This is a genomic window from Pseudomonas sp. TWR3-1-1 (assembly GCF_049896545.1).
Taxonomy (GTDB): Bacteria; Pseudomonadota; Gammaproteobacteria; order Pseudomonadales; family Pseudomonadaceae; genus Aquipseudomonas; species Aquipseudomonas weihenstephanensis.
In genome coordinates this window covers 1-14,469 of sequence record NZ_JAFCUO010000011.1, presented here as the reverse complement: position 1 = coordinate 14,469, position 14,469 = coordinate 1, and the positions used below count along the sequence as shown (strand labels likewise).

Sequence of the window (14,469 nt, the reverse complement as noted above, 5' to 3'; positions counted from 1 at the left end):
TACATGCAAGCAAATGTCGTAGTGGTTGGCAGTCTGAATATGGATCTGGTAACGCGTACCGAGCGACTACCTCAACCGGGCGAGACGCTCTTTGGTCATTCGTTGGCGACCGTGCACGGGGGCAAAGGGGCTAATCAGGCGGTTGCAGCGGCGAGGCTTGGTGCGCAGGTGGCGATGATAGGGTGCGTGGGCAGTGACGCGTATGGTCTGCAATTGCGCGAGGGGCTGTTGGCCGAACAGATTGATTGCCAAGGTGTGCGTAACGTTGAAGGTGGCGTCAGTGGCGTGGCGTTGATTGTGGTCGATGCCAACAGTCAGAACACCATCGTGGTCGTGCCGGGTACTAATGCGAGCCTGGTGTCACAAGACATCGATGCGTGTGATAGCGCATTGCAAAAAGCCGATGTGATTGTGTGTCAGCTTGAGGTGCCAATGAGCACTGTGGGTTACACGCTCGATCGGGGGCGCGCGCTGAATAAAACCGTCATTCTCAACCCGGCGCCGGCCAGCGGCCCATTGCCGGTTGAGTGGTATGACGCTGTTGATTATTTGATTCCCAATGAAAGTGAAGCGCAGGCACTCAGCGGTGTGGTTGTCGACTCACTCGACTCAGCCGAATTGGCGGCGCGCACGTTGATGGGGTTCGGTGCAGGCAAGGTCATTGTCACGCTTGGCGCTCAGGGCGCTCTGTTTGTCAGCGAGCAACGGGCGGTGCATTTTGCGGCGCCCAAGGTGCTGGCGGTTGACGCGACGGCCGCTGGCGACACCTTTGTCGGTGCGTTTTCTGCCGCACTGGCCGCTGGTCGTAGCGAGGATCAAGCCATCCGATTTGCCCAGGTGGCGGCGGCCTTGTCGGTCACACGCTCAGGCGCTCAACCCTCTATTCCTCATTTATCGGACGTTGAGGGGTTTTCACCGTCATGAAAAAGACGCCTTTATTGAATATTGCGCTCTCCCGGCTCATTGCATCGCTGGGCCATGGAGACATCGTGGTGATTGCAGATGCGGGTTTGCCGGTGCCCAAAGGTGTTGAGTTGATCGACCTGGCCTTGACTCAAGGCGTGCCGGACTTCGCTAGCACCTTACGGACCGTATTGAGTGAAATGCAGGTGCAAAGTCATGCGCTGGCCCACGAGCTGCTGCTGGCGCCCAGTCCCGCGCTGGACAGTATCGAGGCGCATGCAAGAGGGGCCGAGCTGGGGAGTCGGCGCCTGCTTTCACATGATGCGTTCAAAGACTTATGCCAGCAGGCAAAAGTGATCGTGCGTACGGGGGAGTGTCGTCCTTACAGCAATATCGCGTTGTTTGCGGGTGTTACATTTTAATAACGTTCAATACAGGAATTCGGTTATGCCACGCTTTACACCACGTCTGCCTCACGTCATCAGGAGTGTCTTGTTTTTGTCAGCTATCACGCTTTCAAGTGCTCAGGCCGCAGAAAAGATAGATCTCATCATCGACACCGATCCGGGGGCTGATGATGTGGTTGCTTTGCTGTTGGCACTGGCGTCTCCAGGGCAATTGAACGTGCGCGCTATCACCACGGTGGCCGGGAATGTGCGTCTGGATAAAACCTCGCGCAATGCGCGTCTGGCGCGTGAGTGGGCAGGGCGCGAAGAGATTCCGGTGTACGCGGGTGCGCCACGCCCCCTGGTTCGCTCGCCTATCTACGCAGAGAACATTCATGGTCAGGAAGGCATAACGGGTGTGCCTGTGCATGAGCCTGCCAAAGGTCTTGAGCCCAAAAATGCAGTCAACTACCTGATCGAAACGCTTACGGCTGCCAAGCCTGGCAGTGTGACCATTGCCATGCTGGGGCCTCAGACCAATCTTGCGCTGGCGTTGACCCAGGCGCCTGGCATTGCCAAGGGCATTAAAGAAGTGGTGGTAATGGGTGGGGCGCACTTTAACGGCGGCAATATCACTCCGGTTGCAGAGTTCAATCTGTACGCAGATCCACATGCGGCCGATGTGGTGCTCAAAAGCGGGGTCAAGCTGACTTATATACCGCTGGATGTGACACACAAAATCCTCACCAGCGAAGCGCGGTTAAAGCAAATTGCATCGTTGGGTAATACGGCCGGGAAACTGGTAGGCGGTATTTTGAATGAATACGTGAAAGGGGACATGGAGCACTATGGTTTGCCAGGTGGGCCGGTGCACGATGCCAGTGTTATCGCGTATTTACTGGAGCCTGGCTTGTTTACAGGGCGTGAAGTCAATCTTGTGATTGATACACGCGAAGGCCCGACGTTTGGTCAGACGATTGCTGATTGGTACAACACCTTAGATCAGCCAAAAAATGCATTTTGGGTCGAAAACGGAAACGCCCAAGGTTTTTTTGATTTGCTGACGGCTCGTTTAGGGCGCTTGAAATAACCAGAAAGTGCGCAGACGCATGTCTGCGCAACTTCATGTGGCGCGGGACAGGTCTCCATATTTCTCGAAAATCTGGCTGACAAATACGTGCGCAGCGTCTGTTCCCAGCTCCTTGACCAGCAGATCAATCCCGATAATCGCCAGTTCTTCAGGGGTGCCCGGGCTGTATGAACACTGGCCTTGAGACCACTTTGCCTTGATGTTTGCGTCAATCGTGACTGTGATCATGGTTATCTCATGGCGTTTAAAATCGCGATTTTAGCAAAATGCTATCGATAAGCCACCAGCGTTGGAGGCCGTCGTGTCCCAATCCTTAGGCCCATCTGTGACGGGTGCGTGTCACACTTGGCCTTTTTGAGGGGCAGGTGGATGATAAGCATTGATTTGAACAAAGCGGATGCGCTCACCATTGACGCCGTGCGCCAGTTGCTGGCCTCTGCCAGCGATGATGTACATACGCAGTTGCGCGTAACGAAAGCAGGCATTGCGTATCTGTCTGTCAGTGCCGTAGGTGGAACCGATATCGACGGGCTGCTGTTCAGGCTGGAAACCTGGGCGGCAGGGTCGGGGTACGTGGGCAACGTGGCGGCCAACGATGAGGTTTGGGTGATGCAGATTTTCAACGCGCTCAAAGAGAACTGGCCCAATCCTGCTTTTGACTACATTGACGTGTACTAGAGCGTGCACACATGCCGTGACGATTGGGAATGAGCAATAGCCAATTTTTCGTCCAGAATCACGCGCCTTTCGGTCATGAGGTGTTTTGTTGCTTTGTGCCGTGCAACCTCTTTGCGATACCGCTGTCGCAAAGGCTTCGATCATTCAATTTAAGGAGGTTTCATGTCCTGGAAGCTAATGCCATTGGGTTCGTTGTTGGCGGTGCTGGTCTTATCTGGCTGCACCACGCCGAGTTCTGACAACGAGGTGACACAAGACGCTGGACACAGCCGGTGCGACGCTCAAGCAGCAGCGTTTGTGATCGGTAAAAAAGCCTCCTCTGAGCTTCTGGAGCAGGCACGAGTCAAGGCCGGGGCGCAGAACGCACGCATTCTGGGGCCGCACGACGTTATGACGCTTGAGTATCGTTCTGATCGACTGAACCTGAATGCTGACGATAACGCGATCATTACGCGCGTGAATTGCGGTTAGGCGCAGCGGTTTAACGTTCTGTCAGGCATAAAAAACCCCGTCACATGGACGGGGTTTTTTTGTTCGAGGGAGATTTACTCCGGACGAACCTGCGCAGCTTGCATACCCTTTTGGCCTTTCTCAGCCACGAAGGAAACGGTCTGGCCTTCTTTCAGGCTTTTGAAACCGTCGCTTTCGATAGCTTTGAAGTGTACGAACAGGTCGTCACCGCCACCTTGAGGAGTGATGAAGCCGAAGCCTTTTTCATCGTTGAACCATTTTACGGTGCCGGTTTGGCGATTAGACATGGTGTATCTCCAAGAAACTTATATTTTCAGTAGTACTGTGTTGCTCAGGCCAACTGGGCACACTTGGCTATCATAGTCGAAATGTACGGTTTGGAACCCCCCCTGAGTCACAGTTTGCACAATTGTTAGCGTGTATGTGTTGCTGAAAACCGCCATGGCCCCCATTTTATGGGGGCTTGGGGTCGAAAAACGCTTTAAAAAAAAGCTGCTGTGAATGATTTTTTTTTAAGGATAAGTGCTTTTTAAGTCGTTTTTACTCGCGAAAGCACTAGCTCAGCCTTTGGTGGCGGGCTTTTTCTCAGCGCGGCAGGTCTGAATTGCATCCAGAGCTTTAGTGCGTAGTTCGGCACTAGGCTGAGTGGTCTTGCTCATTAACTGCGTGATTTCGGCAGTCGAAAACTTTTCGGATAATTTGTCAGCACCGCAGGCGCAATGCTGTTGAGCCGTCTTTAGATCGACGCTTTGGCTGGCGGCTGCAACGCAGTCCTTCATGTAGTCACTTTTAGCGCCCGCAGGCCAGTTATCGGCGTGAGCGCTTAGAGGAATAAGCAGTGCCAGAGGGGCAGCGAAAGCAAACAGAGGATTCAAGCGCATGTGATGCTCCTTCTTGGACATTTAAGTCGAACGTGATTCACGGTGTATTTGAGGGCACAAGTGCAGCTCAAGTTCAGCATTATGCAAAAAAGGGCAGCGTGAAGCGCTGAATGCCGGGGTACGCTGCATCAACCAGGCATCTGTGCTAGCATGCCGCCCTTGGCTTTTTTCTCGGTGCGCCCAGTGTTAGCCCCGGAACAGAGCCATACACCCTTTTTGATTTGAACTCCAGTCACTCTGGTTCGGTAAATGGTTGGCCGCAAGGCTCCTGCCACTGTGAGGCAGGCACACCGCCGAATCGCGTACTGGCTCATCCCAACCCACGTGACCTTTGGTAGGGGTCACCACTAGGAGAGGAGGCGCCATGCCAACTATTACTCTTCCCGACGGCAGTCAACGTTCGTTCGATCATGCAGTCTCTGTTGCCGATGTTGCAGCATCGATTGGCGCAGGTCTGGCAAAAGCCACCGTGGCCGGCAAGGTCAACGGCAAACTGGTTGATGCGTGCGATCTGATTGAAAATGACGCCACTCTGCAAATCATCACGCCTAAAGATGAAGAGGGGCTGGAGATCATTCGTCACTCTTGCGCCCACTTGGTAGGCCATGCAGTGAAGCAGCTGTACCCAACGGCCAAAATGGTCATTGGTCCTGTCATTCAGGAAGGCTTTTACTACGATATTTTCTATGATCGTCCCTTCACCCCGGATGACATGGCTGCTATCGAGCAGCGTATGCAGCAGCTGATCGAGAAAGACTACGACGTGATCAAAAAGGTCACGCCTCGCGCAGAAGTTATCGAGCTGTTCTCTGAGCGCGGTGAAGACTACAAACTTCGCCTGATCGAGGACATGCCCGATGAGCAGGCGATGGGTCTGTACTTTCACGAAGAATACGTCGATATGTGTCGTGGGCCTCACGTGCCTAATACGCGCTTCCTCAAATCCTTCAAGCTGACTAAATTGTCAGGCGCTTACTGGCGCGGCGATGCCAAGAATGAGCAGTTGCAGCGTATTTACGGCACCGCATGGGCGGATAAAAAGCAGCTGGCAGCCTACATCCAGCGTATCGAAGAGGCTGAGAAGCGCGATCACCGTAAAATCGGCAAGCGCCTGGGTCTGTTCCATACACAAGAAGAAGCGCCGGGCATGGTGTTCTGGCACCCGAATGGCTGGACGCTGTATCAAGTGCTTGAGCAATACATGCGCAAAGTGCAGCGTGATAACGGCTACCTGGAGATCAAGACGCCTCAGGTTGTGGATCGCAGCTTGTGGGAAAAGTCCGGTCACTGGGCTAACTATGCTGAAAACATGTTCACCACTGAGTCGGAAAACCGCGATTACGCGATCAAACCGATGAACTGTCCGTGCCATGTGCAAGTTTTCAATCAGGGCCTGAAAAGCTACCGTGAGTTGCCGCTGCGTTTGGCTGAATTTGGTGCTTGCCACCGTAACGAGCCGTCGGGCGCCTTGCACGGCATCATGCGGGTTCGGGCTTTTACGCAAGACGATGCGCATATTTTCTGCACGGAAGAGCAAATGCAGGCGGAGTCCGCAGCGTTCATCAAGCTAACGCTGGATGTTTACGCAGATTTCGGCTTCAAAGACATCGAGCTGAAACTTTCGACTCGCCCGGAAAAACGCGTGGGTTCAGATGAGTTGTGGGATCGCGCTGAGAGCGCATTGGCTTCAGCCCTTGATAGTGCTGGCCTGGCGTATGATTTGCAGCCGGGTGAGGGTGCTTTCTACGGACCCAAGATTGAATTTTCTTTGAAAGATTGTCTGGGTCGTGTCTGGCAGTGTGGTACCTTACAGCTCGATTTCAACCTGCCTATCCGTCTTGGCGCAGAATATGTGTCTGAAGACAATAGCCGCAAGCACCCTGTCATGCTGCATCGCGCGATCCTCGGTTCGTTCGAGCGTTTCGTCGGTATTCTGATCGAGCATTACGAAGGTGCGTTCCCTGCGTGGCTAGCGCCAACTCAGGCAGTGATCATGAATATCACTGATAAACAGGCAGAATTTGCTGCTGAAGTTGAAAAAACTCTCAATCAGAGCGGATTTCGTGCCAAGTCTGACTTGAGAAATGAAAAGATCGGCTTTAAAATCCGCGAGCATACTTTGCTCAAGGTTCCTTATCTCTTGGTTATCGGAGATCGGGAAGTCGAGATGCAGACTGTCGCTGTGCGTACACGTGAAGGTGCTGACCTGGGCTCTATGCCCGTCGCGCAATTCGCTGAATTCCTCGCACAAGCGGTTTCCCGGCGTGGTCGCCATGATTCGGAGTAATTATTATTAAGCGTGAAATGAGACAAGATAAACGAGCTGCACCGAAAGCCCCGATCAACGAGAATATCTCGGCACGCGAGGTTCGGTTAATTGGGGCTGAAGGCGAGCAGCTTGGGATTGTGTCAATTGAAGACGCGCTTCTTAAAGCTGAAGAGGCCAAACTGGATTTGGTGGAAATTTCCGCTGATGCAGTACCCCCAGTTTGTAAACTGATGGACTACGGCAAATCGATCTTCGAAAAGAAGAAGCAGGTTGCCGCTGCAAAGAAAAACCAGAAACAGATCCAGGTTAAAGAAATCAAGTTTCGTCCAGGGACGGAGGAAGGGGATTACCAGGTAAAACTGCGCAACCTGGTACGTTTCCTGAGTGATGGGGACAGGGCCAAGGTATCGTTACGATTCCGCGGCCGTGAGATGGCCCACCAGGAGCTGGGTATGGAACTGTTGAAGCGGGTTGAGGCTGACCTCGCGGAATACGGTACCGTCGAACAGCATCCTAAGATGGAAGGACGCCAGCTGATCATGGTCATCGCCCCGAAAAAGAAGAAGTAATCAATTGGGCACGGCAGGCCTTCTGATTATGTTTATCAACTGAATGCGGAGTACCGAACATGCCAAAGATGAAAACTAAAAGTGGTGCTGCTAAGCGGTTTCTGAAAACTGCTAACGGCATCAAGCACAAGCACGCTTTCAAGAGCCACATCCTGACCAAAATGTCGACTAAGCGTAAGCGTCAACTGCGCGGTAGCAGCTTGCTGCATCCGTCTGACGTGGCAAAAGTGAAGCGCATGCTGCGCCTTTGCTAATTTCGGTCAAGAATAGAGGAAGTAACTCATGGCTCGTGTAAAGCGTGGCGTTGTCGCCCGTAAACGTCACAAAAAAATTCTGAAACTGGCTAAAGGCTACTACGGCGCACGCTCACGCGTATTCCGTGTTGCCAAGCAAGCGGTAATCAAGGCAGGCCAATACGCCTACCGTGACCGTCGTCAGAAAAAACGTCAGTTCCGCGCTCTGTGGATCGCTCGTATCAACGCTGGTGCACGTATCAACGGTCTGTCTTACAGCCGTTTCATCGCCGGCCTGAAAAAAGCGTCCATCGAGATCGACCGTAAGGTTCTGGCTGATCTGGCAGTGAACGAAAAAGCGGCGTTTGCTGCGATTGTCGAGAAAGCTAAAGCCACTCTGGCTTAAGTACCCCCGACAGTCATCCGGGCCTACCTGTGTGAGCTCGGATACTAAACGTCATAAATAGGGGAAGAGCCTTTAAGCTCTTCCCCTATTTTGTATCTGGAGTCTGTACATGGAAAACCTGGATGCGCTGGTCGCCCAAGCACTAGAGGCTGTGCAAAGCGCGGAAGACATCAATGCCCTGGAGCAAATCCGGGTTCTGTACCTTGGCAAGAAAGGTGAGTTGACTCAGGTGATGAAGACCCTGGGGAATTTGCCTGCAGAGGAGCGTCCGCAAGTCGGCGCCCTGATCAACGTTGCCAAGGAGCGTGTAACAGAGGTTCTCAATGCGCGTAAGGCACTGTTTGAAGAGGCTGAACTGGCCGCCAAACTGTCTGCCGAATCCATTGATGTGACCCTGCCTGGCCGCGGCCAGACCTCAGGCGGTCTCCATCCGGTCACCCGGACTCTGGAGCGCATTGAGCAGTTTTTCACTCATATTGGCTACGGCATCGCCGAAGGCCCGGAAGTTGAGGACGATTACCATAATTTTGAGGCGCTCAACATCCCTGGCCATCACCCGGCCCGGTCGATGCATGACACCTTTTATTTCAATGCGAACATGCTGTTGCGCACCCATACCTCACCGGTACAGGTCCGCACCATGGAATCCAAGCAGCCCCCGATTCGCATCGTCTGCCCAGGCCGTGTTTATCGCAGCGACTCCGATATCACTCACTCGCCAATGTTCCACCAGGTTGAGGGCTTGTTGGTCGATCGCGACATTAATTTTGCTGACCTCAAAGGCACTATCGAAGAGTTCTTGCGGGTATTTTTCGAAAAAGAACTGGCTGTCCGTTTCCGTCCTTCGTACTTCCCGTTCACAGAGCCATCGGCCGAAGTTGATATGGAATGCGTGATGTGCAGCGGTAAAGGTTGCCGCGTTTGCAAGCAGACCGGCTGGCTTGAGGTTATGGGCTGCGGCATGGTTCACCCGAACGTGCTGCGTATGTCCGGGATTGACCCGGAAGAGTTCTCGGGCTTTGCCTTTGGTATGGGGGTAGAGCGTTTGGCCATGCTGCGTTACGGCGTGAACGACTTGCGTCTGTTCTTCGATAACGACTTGCGGTTTCTTGCGCAATTTCGCTAGTCGTAACGGATTCTTAGGAGAGCAGAATGAAATTCAGTGAACAATGGCTGCGTGGTTGGGTTAATCCGCAGGTAGGTCGCGATGAGCTGGTTGCTCGTCTGTCGATGGCGGGTCTTGAGGTTGATAGCGTTACCCCGGCTGCCGGTGTTTTCAGTGGTGTTGTGGTGGGTGAGGTGCTGAGTACCGAGCAGCACCCCGATGCCGACAAGCTGCGCATTTGTCAGGTCAGTAATGGCGCCGAAACTTTTCAGGTCGTTTGCGGAGCGCCGAATGTGCGTCCGGGTCTGAAAATACCGTTTGCCATGTTGGGTGCCGAACTGCCGGGCGACTTCAAAATAAAGAAGGCCAAGCTACGCGGCGTTGAGTCAAACGGCATGCTGTGCTCGCAAGCTGAGCTGCAAGTCGGTGAAGGCAATGACGGGCTGATGGAGCTTCCAGCCGATGCGCCGGTGGGTGAGGATATTCGTGCCTACCTGCAGCTTGAAGATGCCAGCATTGAAGTCGATCTGACCCCGAACCGTGGTGACTGCCTCTCGTTGGCAGGTCTGGCCCGTGAAGTGGGCGCCTTATATGCTGCCCAAGTGACGCGTCCAGTTGTAGCACCTGTTGCTGCCGTACACGACGAAGTCCTCCCGGTAGACGTGCTTGCCCCGTCAGCATGTCCGCGCTACCTGGGCCGTATCATTCGTAACGTGGATTTATCACGACCTACACCCTTGTGGATGGTTGAGCGTTTGCGTCGCGCCGACGTACGTAGTATCGACGCGGCCGTGGATATTACCAACTATGTGATGCTTGAGCTGGGGCAGCCGCTTCATGCGTTTGATCTCGCTCAGATCCATGGCGGTATCCGAGTGCGTATGGCTGAGGAAGGAGAGAAACTGGTACTCCTTGATGGTCAGGAAGTTACCTTGCGTAGCGACACGCTTGTAATTGCTGACCATCAGCGTGCGTTAGCCATAGCAGGTGTCATGGGTGGCGAGCACAGCGGTGTAACCTCAACAACACGAAACATCTTCCTTGAAAGTGCTTTCTTCGATCAGATCGTAGTAGCAGGTAAAGCCCGTTCATATGGTCTGCACACGGATGCTTCGCACCGTTATGAGCGCGGGGTGGACTGGAAGCTTGCGCGTGAGGCTATGGAGCGAGCCACTGGCTTGCTGCTAGACATCACGGGCGGTGAAGCGGGTCCGATCATCGAAGCCGTCAACGAACAGTATTTGCCGTCGATTGCCCCTATAACTCTGCGGGCCGCGCGTATCAGTCAGATGCTGGGCATGGAGATGGACCCGATTGAGGTTGAGCGCTTGCTGCGCGCACTGGGCCTGACCGTCACAGCAGAAACCGCAGGGCAGTGGCGCGTAGAAGTGCCTAGTCACCGCTTTGACATCAGCCTTGAAGTCGACTTGATTGAAGAACTCGCGCGATTGTACGGCTACAACCGCCTGCCGGTTCGCTACCCGCAAGCTCGCTTGGCGCCACAAGCCAAAGCTGAAGCACGCAGCGACCTGCCAGAGCTTCGTCGCCTGTTAGTCGCACGCGGTTATCAAGAAGCCATCACCTATAGCTTCATCGATCCTAAGCAGTTCGAGCTATTCAGTCCGGGTGTTGAACCCTTGCTGCTGGCTAACCCGATTTCTAACGACATGGCGGCGATGCGTGCGTCCTTGTGGCCAGGCTTGATCAAATCGCTGCAGCACAACCTCAACCGTCAACAAGATCGTGTTCGTTTGTTCGAAAGTGGACTGCGTTTCGTGGGGCAGTTGGAAGGCCTGAAGCAAGAGCCAATGTTGGCAGGCGTAGTCTGTGGCTCGCGCTTGCCAGAAGGCTGGGCGCAGGGTCGTGATGCTGTGGATTTTTTCGATGTTAAGGCAGACGTCGAGGCTGTTCTTGGATTCGCAGGTGCTCTGGACGCTTTCACTTTTGTGTCAGGCAAGCATCCGGCGCTGCACCCGGGTCAAACCGCTCGTATCGAGCGCGAGGGTCGAGAGGTGGGGTATGTAGGCGCAATCCACCCTGAGCTGTCAAAAAAGCTGGGCCTAGATCGACCGGTATTCGTCTTTGAGATGGTATTGGCGGAAGTTGCCTTGGGTAAAATGCCTAAATTCCAAGAACTCTCGCGCTTTCCCGAAGTGCGTCGGGACTTGGCGTTGATTGCTGATTGCAACGTAGCGGCCAGCGATGTCCTGAAAGTCATTCGTGAAAATGCAGGAGAGTGGCTGACGGACCTAAGGCTTTTTGACGTTTATCAAGGTAAAGGTATTGATCCAAATAGAAAAAGCCTTGCAGTTGGCTTGACCTGGCAGCATCCATCGCGCACTCTTAATGACGATGAGGTGAATACTACTACGCAAAATATCCTCACCTCGCTCGAACAAAGGTTGAACGCCACGTTAAGGAAGTGACGTATGGGGGCTCTGACGAAAGCTGAGATGGCGGAACGTCTTTATGAAGAGCTAGGCCTGAATAAACGCGAAGCCAAAGAGTTGGTTGAGTTGTTTTTCGAAGAAATCAGGCACGCTCTTGAAGACAATGAACAGGTCAAACTGTCAGGTTTTGGCAACTTTGATTTGCGTGACAAGCGACAGCGGCCTGGCCGCAATCCGAAAACGGGAGAGGAAATCCCGATCACGGCACGCCGTGTGGTCACCTTTCGTCCAGGGCAGAAGTTGAAGGCCCGAGTAGAGGCTTATGCTGGAACCAAGTCATAACGACGAGCTCCCGCCAATACCAGGCAAACGCTACTTCGCCATAGGCGAAGTAAGTGAGCTATGTGCGGTTAAGCCGCATGTTCTGAGGTATTGGGAGCAAGAGTTTCCTCAGCTCAACCCCGTAAAGCGCCGCGGTAACCGCCGGTATTATCAGCGACAGGATGTGCTGATGATCCGGCAGATACGCGCCTTGCTTTATGACCAAGGCTTCACTATTGGCGGGGCGCGTTTGCGTCTTTCGGGTGATGAGGCCAAAGATGACACAACGCAGTACAAGCAATTGATACGTCAAACAATCTCCGAGCTGGAGGATGTTTTGCTGATTCTCCGTAAATAATGCGTGATCAAGTGCTTTCGCATTCTGAAAGCATGAGGTATATTCAACCGCGTTTGTTATAGCAAGTCGTTCTAACGCCTAGTCGGGGCGTAGCGCAGTCCGGTAGCGCACTAGCATGGGGTGCTAGGGGTCGAGTGTTCGAATCACTCCGTCCCGACCATATTATTCAATGACTTAGCCCAACTTTTGCGAGTTGGGCTTTTTCATTTTCGGGAGATTTTCGGGGCTTTTCCGATTTTCATCCCTGCCTCCTCTTCAAAATTGTCAGAACCGGGCCTCTTGAGTCGGTTGCTGATACCATATTTGCAGCTTCAATCAGTTGCCCCAGCTCTGCGCCGGAGTAGTGACTGGTGATGCTGCCGTTCTTGTGACCGAGCAATGCCTTGCGGTCTTCCTCAGTCACACCTGCTGCTCGCAGACGCCGACCAAACGTGTGCTTCAAATCGTGAATCCGGATAGACAAGTATCCAGGGTGAGCGGGGCGAAGGTTTTTCTCCTGCCAGAGTTTCGCCGCTCTCACTCGCGCTTTCTTCCAAGCTGAGTCGTTCATTCGGTGCATCGCGGTCCCGCTGTAAGGAAATACCCATTCCTTGCTGATACCGCGCTGCTTATCAATGATCGACTTGGCCACGTTGTTGAGTACCACTAAGCGCTCATCGCCGTTCTTCACGCCCGAGCGTTCATTTCGCCCGCCAAAATCGGCAGGTATCAGAAATACACTGGTGCCCAGTTCCGGTACCGCAATCTCCCAATCCCACTTCAGTTTGCAGACCTCTTGTTCGCGACAACCTGTGTTCACCTTGAACAAGGCCATCGCCTGCAAGTGGGCAGGCAACTCTCCAAAAAGAATCGACTGCTCTTCCCATGACATGGGGTAGGGCTTACGGCTCGACTTCTTCTCTTCCAGCTTTGTGAGCATTGGCACGCTATCAAGCCACGGCCTCATCTCGTCATCTCTCCACTTGCGCGCACAAAGCGTTAAAACCCTTACCACGCGCTCTATTGAGATATTGACCGTTCTGTTCGCAACCCCTTTCTTCACGGTTCCATCGTCGAGCTTTTTCGTTGCAAGCCGATCCTTGATGAAGGGCGCAAGCGCCTGGTCATCAATGTGGGTGAGAGGCACTTCTCCAATAAACTCGATCAGTTGTGACAGGTGATGCGCTGACAACTTGATAGAGGGCTGATCTTGAAACTCTGTTAGAAAGCGTGCCGCTGCATGGGAAAAGGTTCTAACTTGTCTAACGCCATATACTTTTTCCTGCCGAAGCTGCTCTAGCCTGAGAATCAGGTACTGCTCGGCTTCTTCCCTGTCACTAGTTTCAGTGCTTTCGCGAAATCGCTGGCCCCGGAAGACCTTATCGATTTGCCAGATGCCGCCTTTCTTGTAGATGCCGGTGATTGTTTTTCGCGCCATGGATCTAATCCTTGTAGGCGCTCGCTGCGAGGCCGATTGTTGTCCTGATTTGCTGCTTTTTCAATCGACTTACGCTCAACGTAAGCATCAGCCCATGCGTCGAGCTCAATTCGATCAAAGCCAATGCCTTGTTTTCCTATCGGGAATTCGCGCACATCCGGGCGAACTGTTTTGTTGAACTCATCCCGGCACATGCCGAGATAAGCGGGCGCATCCATGGCGCGCAGGAACCTTGGAGGGGTAGACGCGACCTGCGCCGCGCTTCGATTTGACATGGCTGTCTCCGTGCCGCCGCGCCGGGCGGCAGAAGGTTGATTAGGATTTGATTGGAAACCATTCGGTGTCGTATTCGATCTGGGAAACCAGCTCAGGAGTGATATGGGGCAGGTTGCGTTCAAAGTTCAGGTAGCCATATGGCTTCTCGATCCAGTCAGCCGCTTCACGCATGAACCGACTTTTGAAGATCCGTAACAGATGGTCTGCTGCTTTATCGAAATCATCTTCGCGGTAATTGGCCTCAGAGATGACGCCTATACATACCCGCCACACTGTGCGCTTTGGGGATTCCTCAACGGTTTTGATCTTTGCGTCCATCGCCTCTCGGGCGCAACGCAACTGGTCGACGGTGAGAGTGGCGACCCACTCGGGCGTGCTGACATGCAATGAGCAGCCGTGGTGACACTTAATTTCAGGCATGAAAAATCCTTGCCCGCCTAGGGCGGCAGGTTGATTGAGTTGTGAGGTTTGGGTTTGAAGCAGAAGGTTTAGCGCTTCATAAACGTCATCCAGTGTGTGTTCACACGCTTGCCGGACTTATGGCCAAACAGAGGCTGCTGATCAGTTAGGGCCAGTATTTCGCTGACTTTGACTTGGGTTTCGTTCCACTTGAAGATCAATACTCCGTCAGTGGCCAACACGCGAAAGCACTCCGCAAAGCCCTTGGCCAAGTCATCGCGCCAGTCATCTGTTAGCAGCCCGTACTTGGCCCGTAG

The 14,469-nt window shown here is 53.5% G+C and carries 19 protein-coding genes, 1 tRNA gene and 1 pseudogene; 14 read left to right on the top strand and 7 right to left on the bottom strand.

Features of this window, described 5'->3' with window-relative positions; translation table 11 throughout:
- Window positions 1-3: 3 nt before the first annotated feature.
- The 3 genes from rbsK to ACP7A4_RS20030 are packed head-to-tail and all read left to right on the top strand — an operon-like array spanning window position 4 to window position 2,379.
- A complete protein-coding gene (gene rbsK, locus ACP7A4_RS20040; RefSeq protein ID WP_426248041.1) occupies window positions 4-924 on the top strand; it encodes a ribokinase in 921 nt (306 codons plus the stop codon).
- Window positions 921-1,325 carry a D-ribose pyranase gene (gene rbsD, locus ACP7A4_RS20035; protein ID WP_426248040.1) on the top strand — a complete coding sequence of 135 codons (405 nt, stop codon included), beginning with the start codon at window positions 921-923 and terminating at the stop codon, window positions 1,323-1,325. Before rbsK ends, rbsD begins: the two co-directional genes overlap by 4 nt.
- A gap of 25 nt (window positions 1,326-1,350) precedes the next feature.
- Window positions 1,351-2,379 (top strand): nucleoside hydrolase, encoded by a 1,029-nt coding sequence (locus ACP7A4_RS20030; protein ID WP_426248039.1) that lies wholly within the window; start codon window positions 1,351-1,353, stop codon window positions 2,377-2,379.
- A gap of 33 nt (window positions 2,380-2,412) precedes the next feature.
- Here the strand turns inward: ACP7A4_RS20030 and ACP7A4_RS20025 are convergent, their stop codons facing one another.
- On the bottom strand, window positions 2,413-2,607 hold the full coding sequence (locus ACP7A4_RS20025; RefSeq protein WP_203302778.1) for a hypothetical protein: 195 nt from the start codon (window positions 2,605-2,607) through the stop codon (window positions 2,413-2,415).
- A gap of 144 nt (window positions 2,608-2,751) precedes the next feature.
- On the opposite strand from ACP7A4_RS20025, the gene ACP7A4_RS20020 reads away from it, so the two are divergent.
- Window positions 2,752-3,057: a hypothetical protein gene (locus ACP7A4_RS20020; protein WP_059762912.1), complete on the top strand. Its 306-nt coding sequence runs from the start codon at window positions 2,752-2,754 to the stop codon at window positions 3,055-3,057.
- 162 nt (window positions 3,058-3,219) lie between these two features.
- Window positions 3,220-3,528: an I78 family peptidase inhibitor gene (locus ACP7A4_RS20015; RefSeq protein WP_059762877.1), complete on the top strand. Its 309-nt coding sequence runs from the start codon at window positions 3,220-3,222 to the stop codon at window positions 3,526-3,528.
- Window positions 3,529-3,602: 74 nt separating this feature from the next.
- On the opposite strand, the gene ACP7A4_RS20010 is transcribed toward ACP7A4_RS20015, so the two are convergent.
- Window positions 3,603-3,815 (bottom strand): cold-shock protein, encoded by a 213-nt coding sequence (locus ACP7A4_RS20010; RefSeq protein ID WP_003179963.1) that lies wholly within the window; start codon window positions 3,813-3,815, stop codon window positions 3,603-3,605.
- A gap of 273 nt (window positions 3,816-4,088) precedes the next feature.
- The gene (locus tag ACP7A4_RS20005; RefSeq protein ID WP_426248038.1) at window positions 4,089-4,409 is read right to left on the bottom strand and encodes a hypothetical protein; all 321 of its coding nucleotides are present in this window, start codon (window positions 4,407-4,409) and stop codon (window positions 4,089-4,091) included.
- 364 nt (window positions 4,410-4,773) lie between these two features.
- On the opposite strand from ACP7A4_RS20005, the gene thrS reads away from it, so the two are divergent.
- The 9 genes from thrS (at window position 4,774) to ACP7A4_RS19960 (ending at window position 12,220) form a co-directional block, all read left to right on the top strand.
- Complete coding sequence (gene thrS, locus ACP7A4_RS20000) at window positions 4,774-6,696, top strand: threonine--tRNA ligase (protein WP_059762875.1); 1,923 nt, start codon at window positions 4,774-4,776, stop codon at window positions 6,694-6,696.
- On the top strand, window positions 6,696-7,247 hold the full coding sequence (gene infC, locus ACP7A4_RS19995) for a translation initiation factor IF-3 (protein ID WP_169916631.1): 552 nt from the start codon (window positions 6,696-6,698) through the stop codon (window positions 7,245-7,247). Before thrS ends, infC begins: the two co-directional genes overlap by 1 nt.
- A gap of 59 nt (window positions 7,248-7,306) precedes the next feature.
- Complete coding sequence (gene rpmI / locus ACP7A4_RS19990; protein WP_003442181.1) at window positions 7,307-7,501, top strand: 50S ribosomal protein L35; 195 nt, start codon at window positions 7,307-7,309, stop codon at window positions 7,499-7,501.
- Window positions 7,502-7,529: 28 nt separating this feature from the next.
- Complete coding sequence (rplT, locus tag ACP7A4_RS19985; protein WP_047275143.1) at window positions 7,530-7,886, top strand: 50S ribosomal protein L20; 357 nt, start codon at window positions 7,530-7,532, stop codon at window positions 7,884-7,886.
- Between the two features lie 109 nt (window positions 7,887-7,995).
- Entirely contained in the window at window positions 7,996-9,012 is a 1,017-nt protein-coding gene (pheS, locus tag ACP7A4_RS19980) for a phenylalanine--tRNA ligase subunit alpha (protein ID WP_048365677.1), read from the top strand.
- Between the two features lie 26 nt (window positions 9,013-9,038).
- A complete protein-coding gene (pheT, locus tag ACP7A4_RS19975) occupies window positions 9,039-11,417 on the top strand; it encodes a phenylalanine--tRNA ligase subunit beta (protein WP_426248037.1) in 2,379 nt (792 codons plus the stop codon).
- Between the two features lie 3 nt (window positions 11,418-11,420).
- Window positions 11,421-11,723 carry an integration host factor subunit alpha gene (gene ihfA / locus ACP7A4_RS19970; protein WP_002553164.1) on the top strand — a complete coding sequence of 101 codons (303 nt, stop codon included), beginning with the start codon at window positions 11,421-11,423 and terminating at the stop codon, window positions 11,721-11,723.
- Entirely contained in the window at window positions 11,704-12,060 is a 357-nt protein-coding gene (locus ACP7A4_RS19965) for a MerR family transcriptional regulator (protein WP_047275136.1), read from the top strand. Before ihfA ends, ACP7A4_RS19965 begins: the two co-directional genes overlap by 20 nt.
- A gap of 83 nt (window positions 12,061-12,143) precedes the next feature.
- Window positions 12,144-12,220 (top strand) — tRNA-Pro (locus ACP7A4_RS19960).
- A 78-nt stretch (window positions 12,221-12,298) separates the two neighbouring features.
- On the opposite strand, the gene ACP7A4_RS19955 is transcribed toward ACP7A4_RS19960, so the two are convergent.
- From ACP7A4_RS19955 to ACP7A4_RS19940, 4 genes and pseudogenes are all read right to left on the bottom strand, one after another.
- Window positions 12,299-13,462 carry a tyrosine-type recombinase/integrase gene (locus tag ACP7A4_RS19955; protein WP_338101697.1) on the bottom strand — a complete coding sequence of 388 codons (1,164 nt, stop codon included), beginning with the start codon at window positions 13,460-13,462 and terminating at the stop codon, window positions 12,299-12,301.
- Window positions 13,348-13,752 (bottom strand): hypothetical protein, encoded by a 405-nt coding sequence (locus ACP7A4_RS19950; protein WP_338101696.1) that lies wholly within the window; start codon window positions 13,750-13,752, stop codon window positions 13,348-13,350. The genes ACP7A4_RS19955 and ACP7A4_RS19950 overlap by 115 nt, the downstream gene beginning before the upstream one ends.
- A 40-nt stretch (window positions 13,753-13,792) precedes the next feature.
- Complete coding sequence (locus tag ACP7A4_RS19945; protein WP_426248036.1) at window positions 13,793-14,173, bottom strand: hypothetical protein; 381 nt, start codon at window positions 14,171-14,173, stop codon at window positions 13,793-13,795.
- A 68-nt stretch (window positions 14,174-14,241) separates the two neighbouring features.
- Window positions 14,242-14,469: pseudogene (locus ACP7A4_RS19940) on the bottom strand (SAM-dependent methyltransferase); the annotation flags it as partial.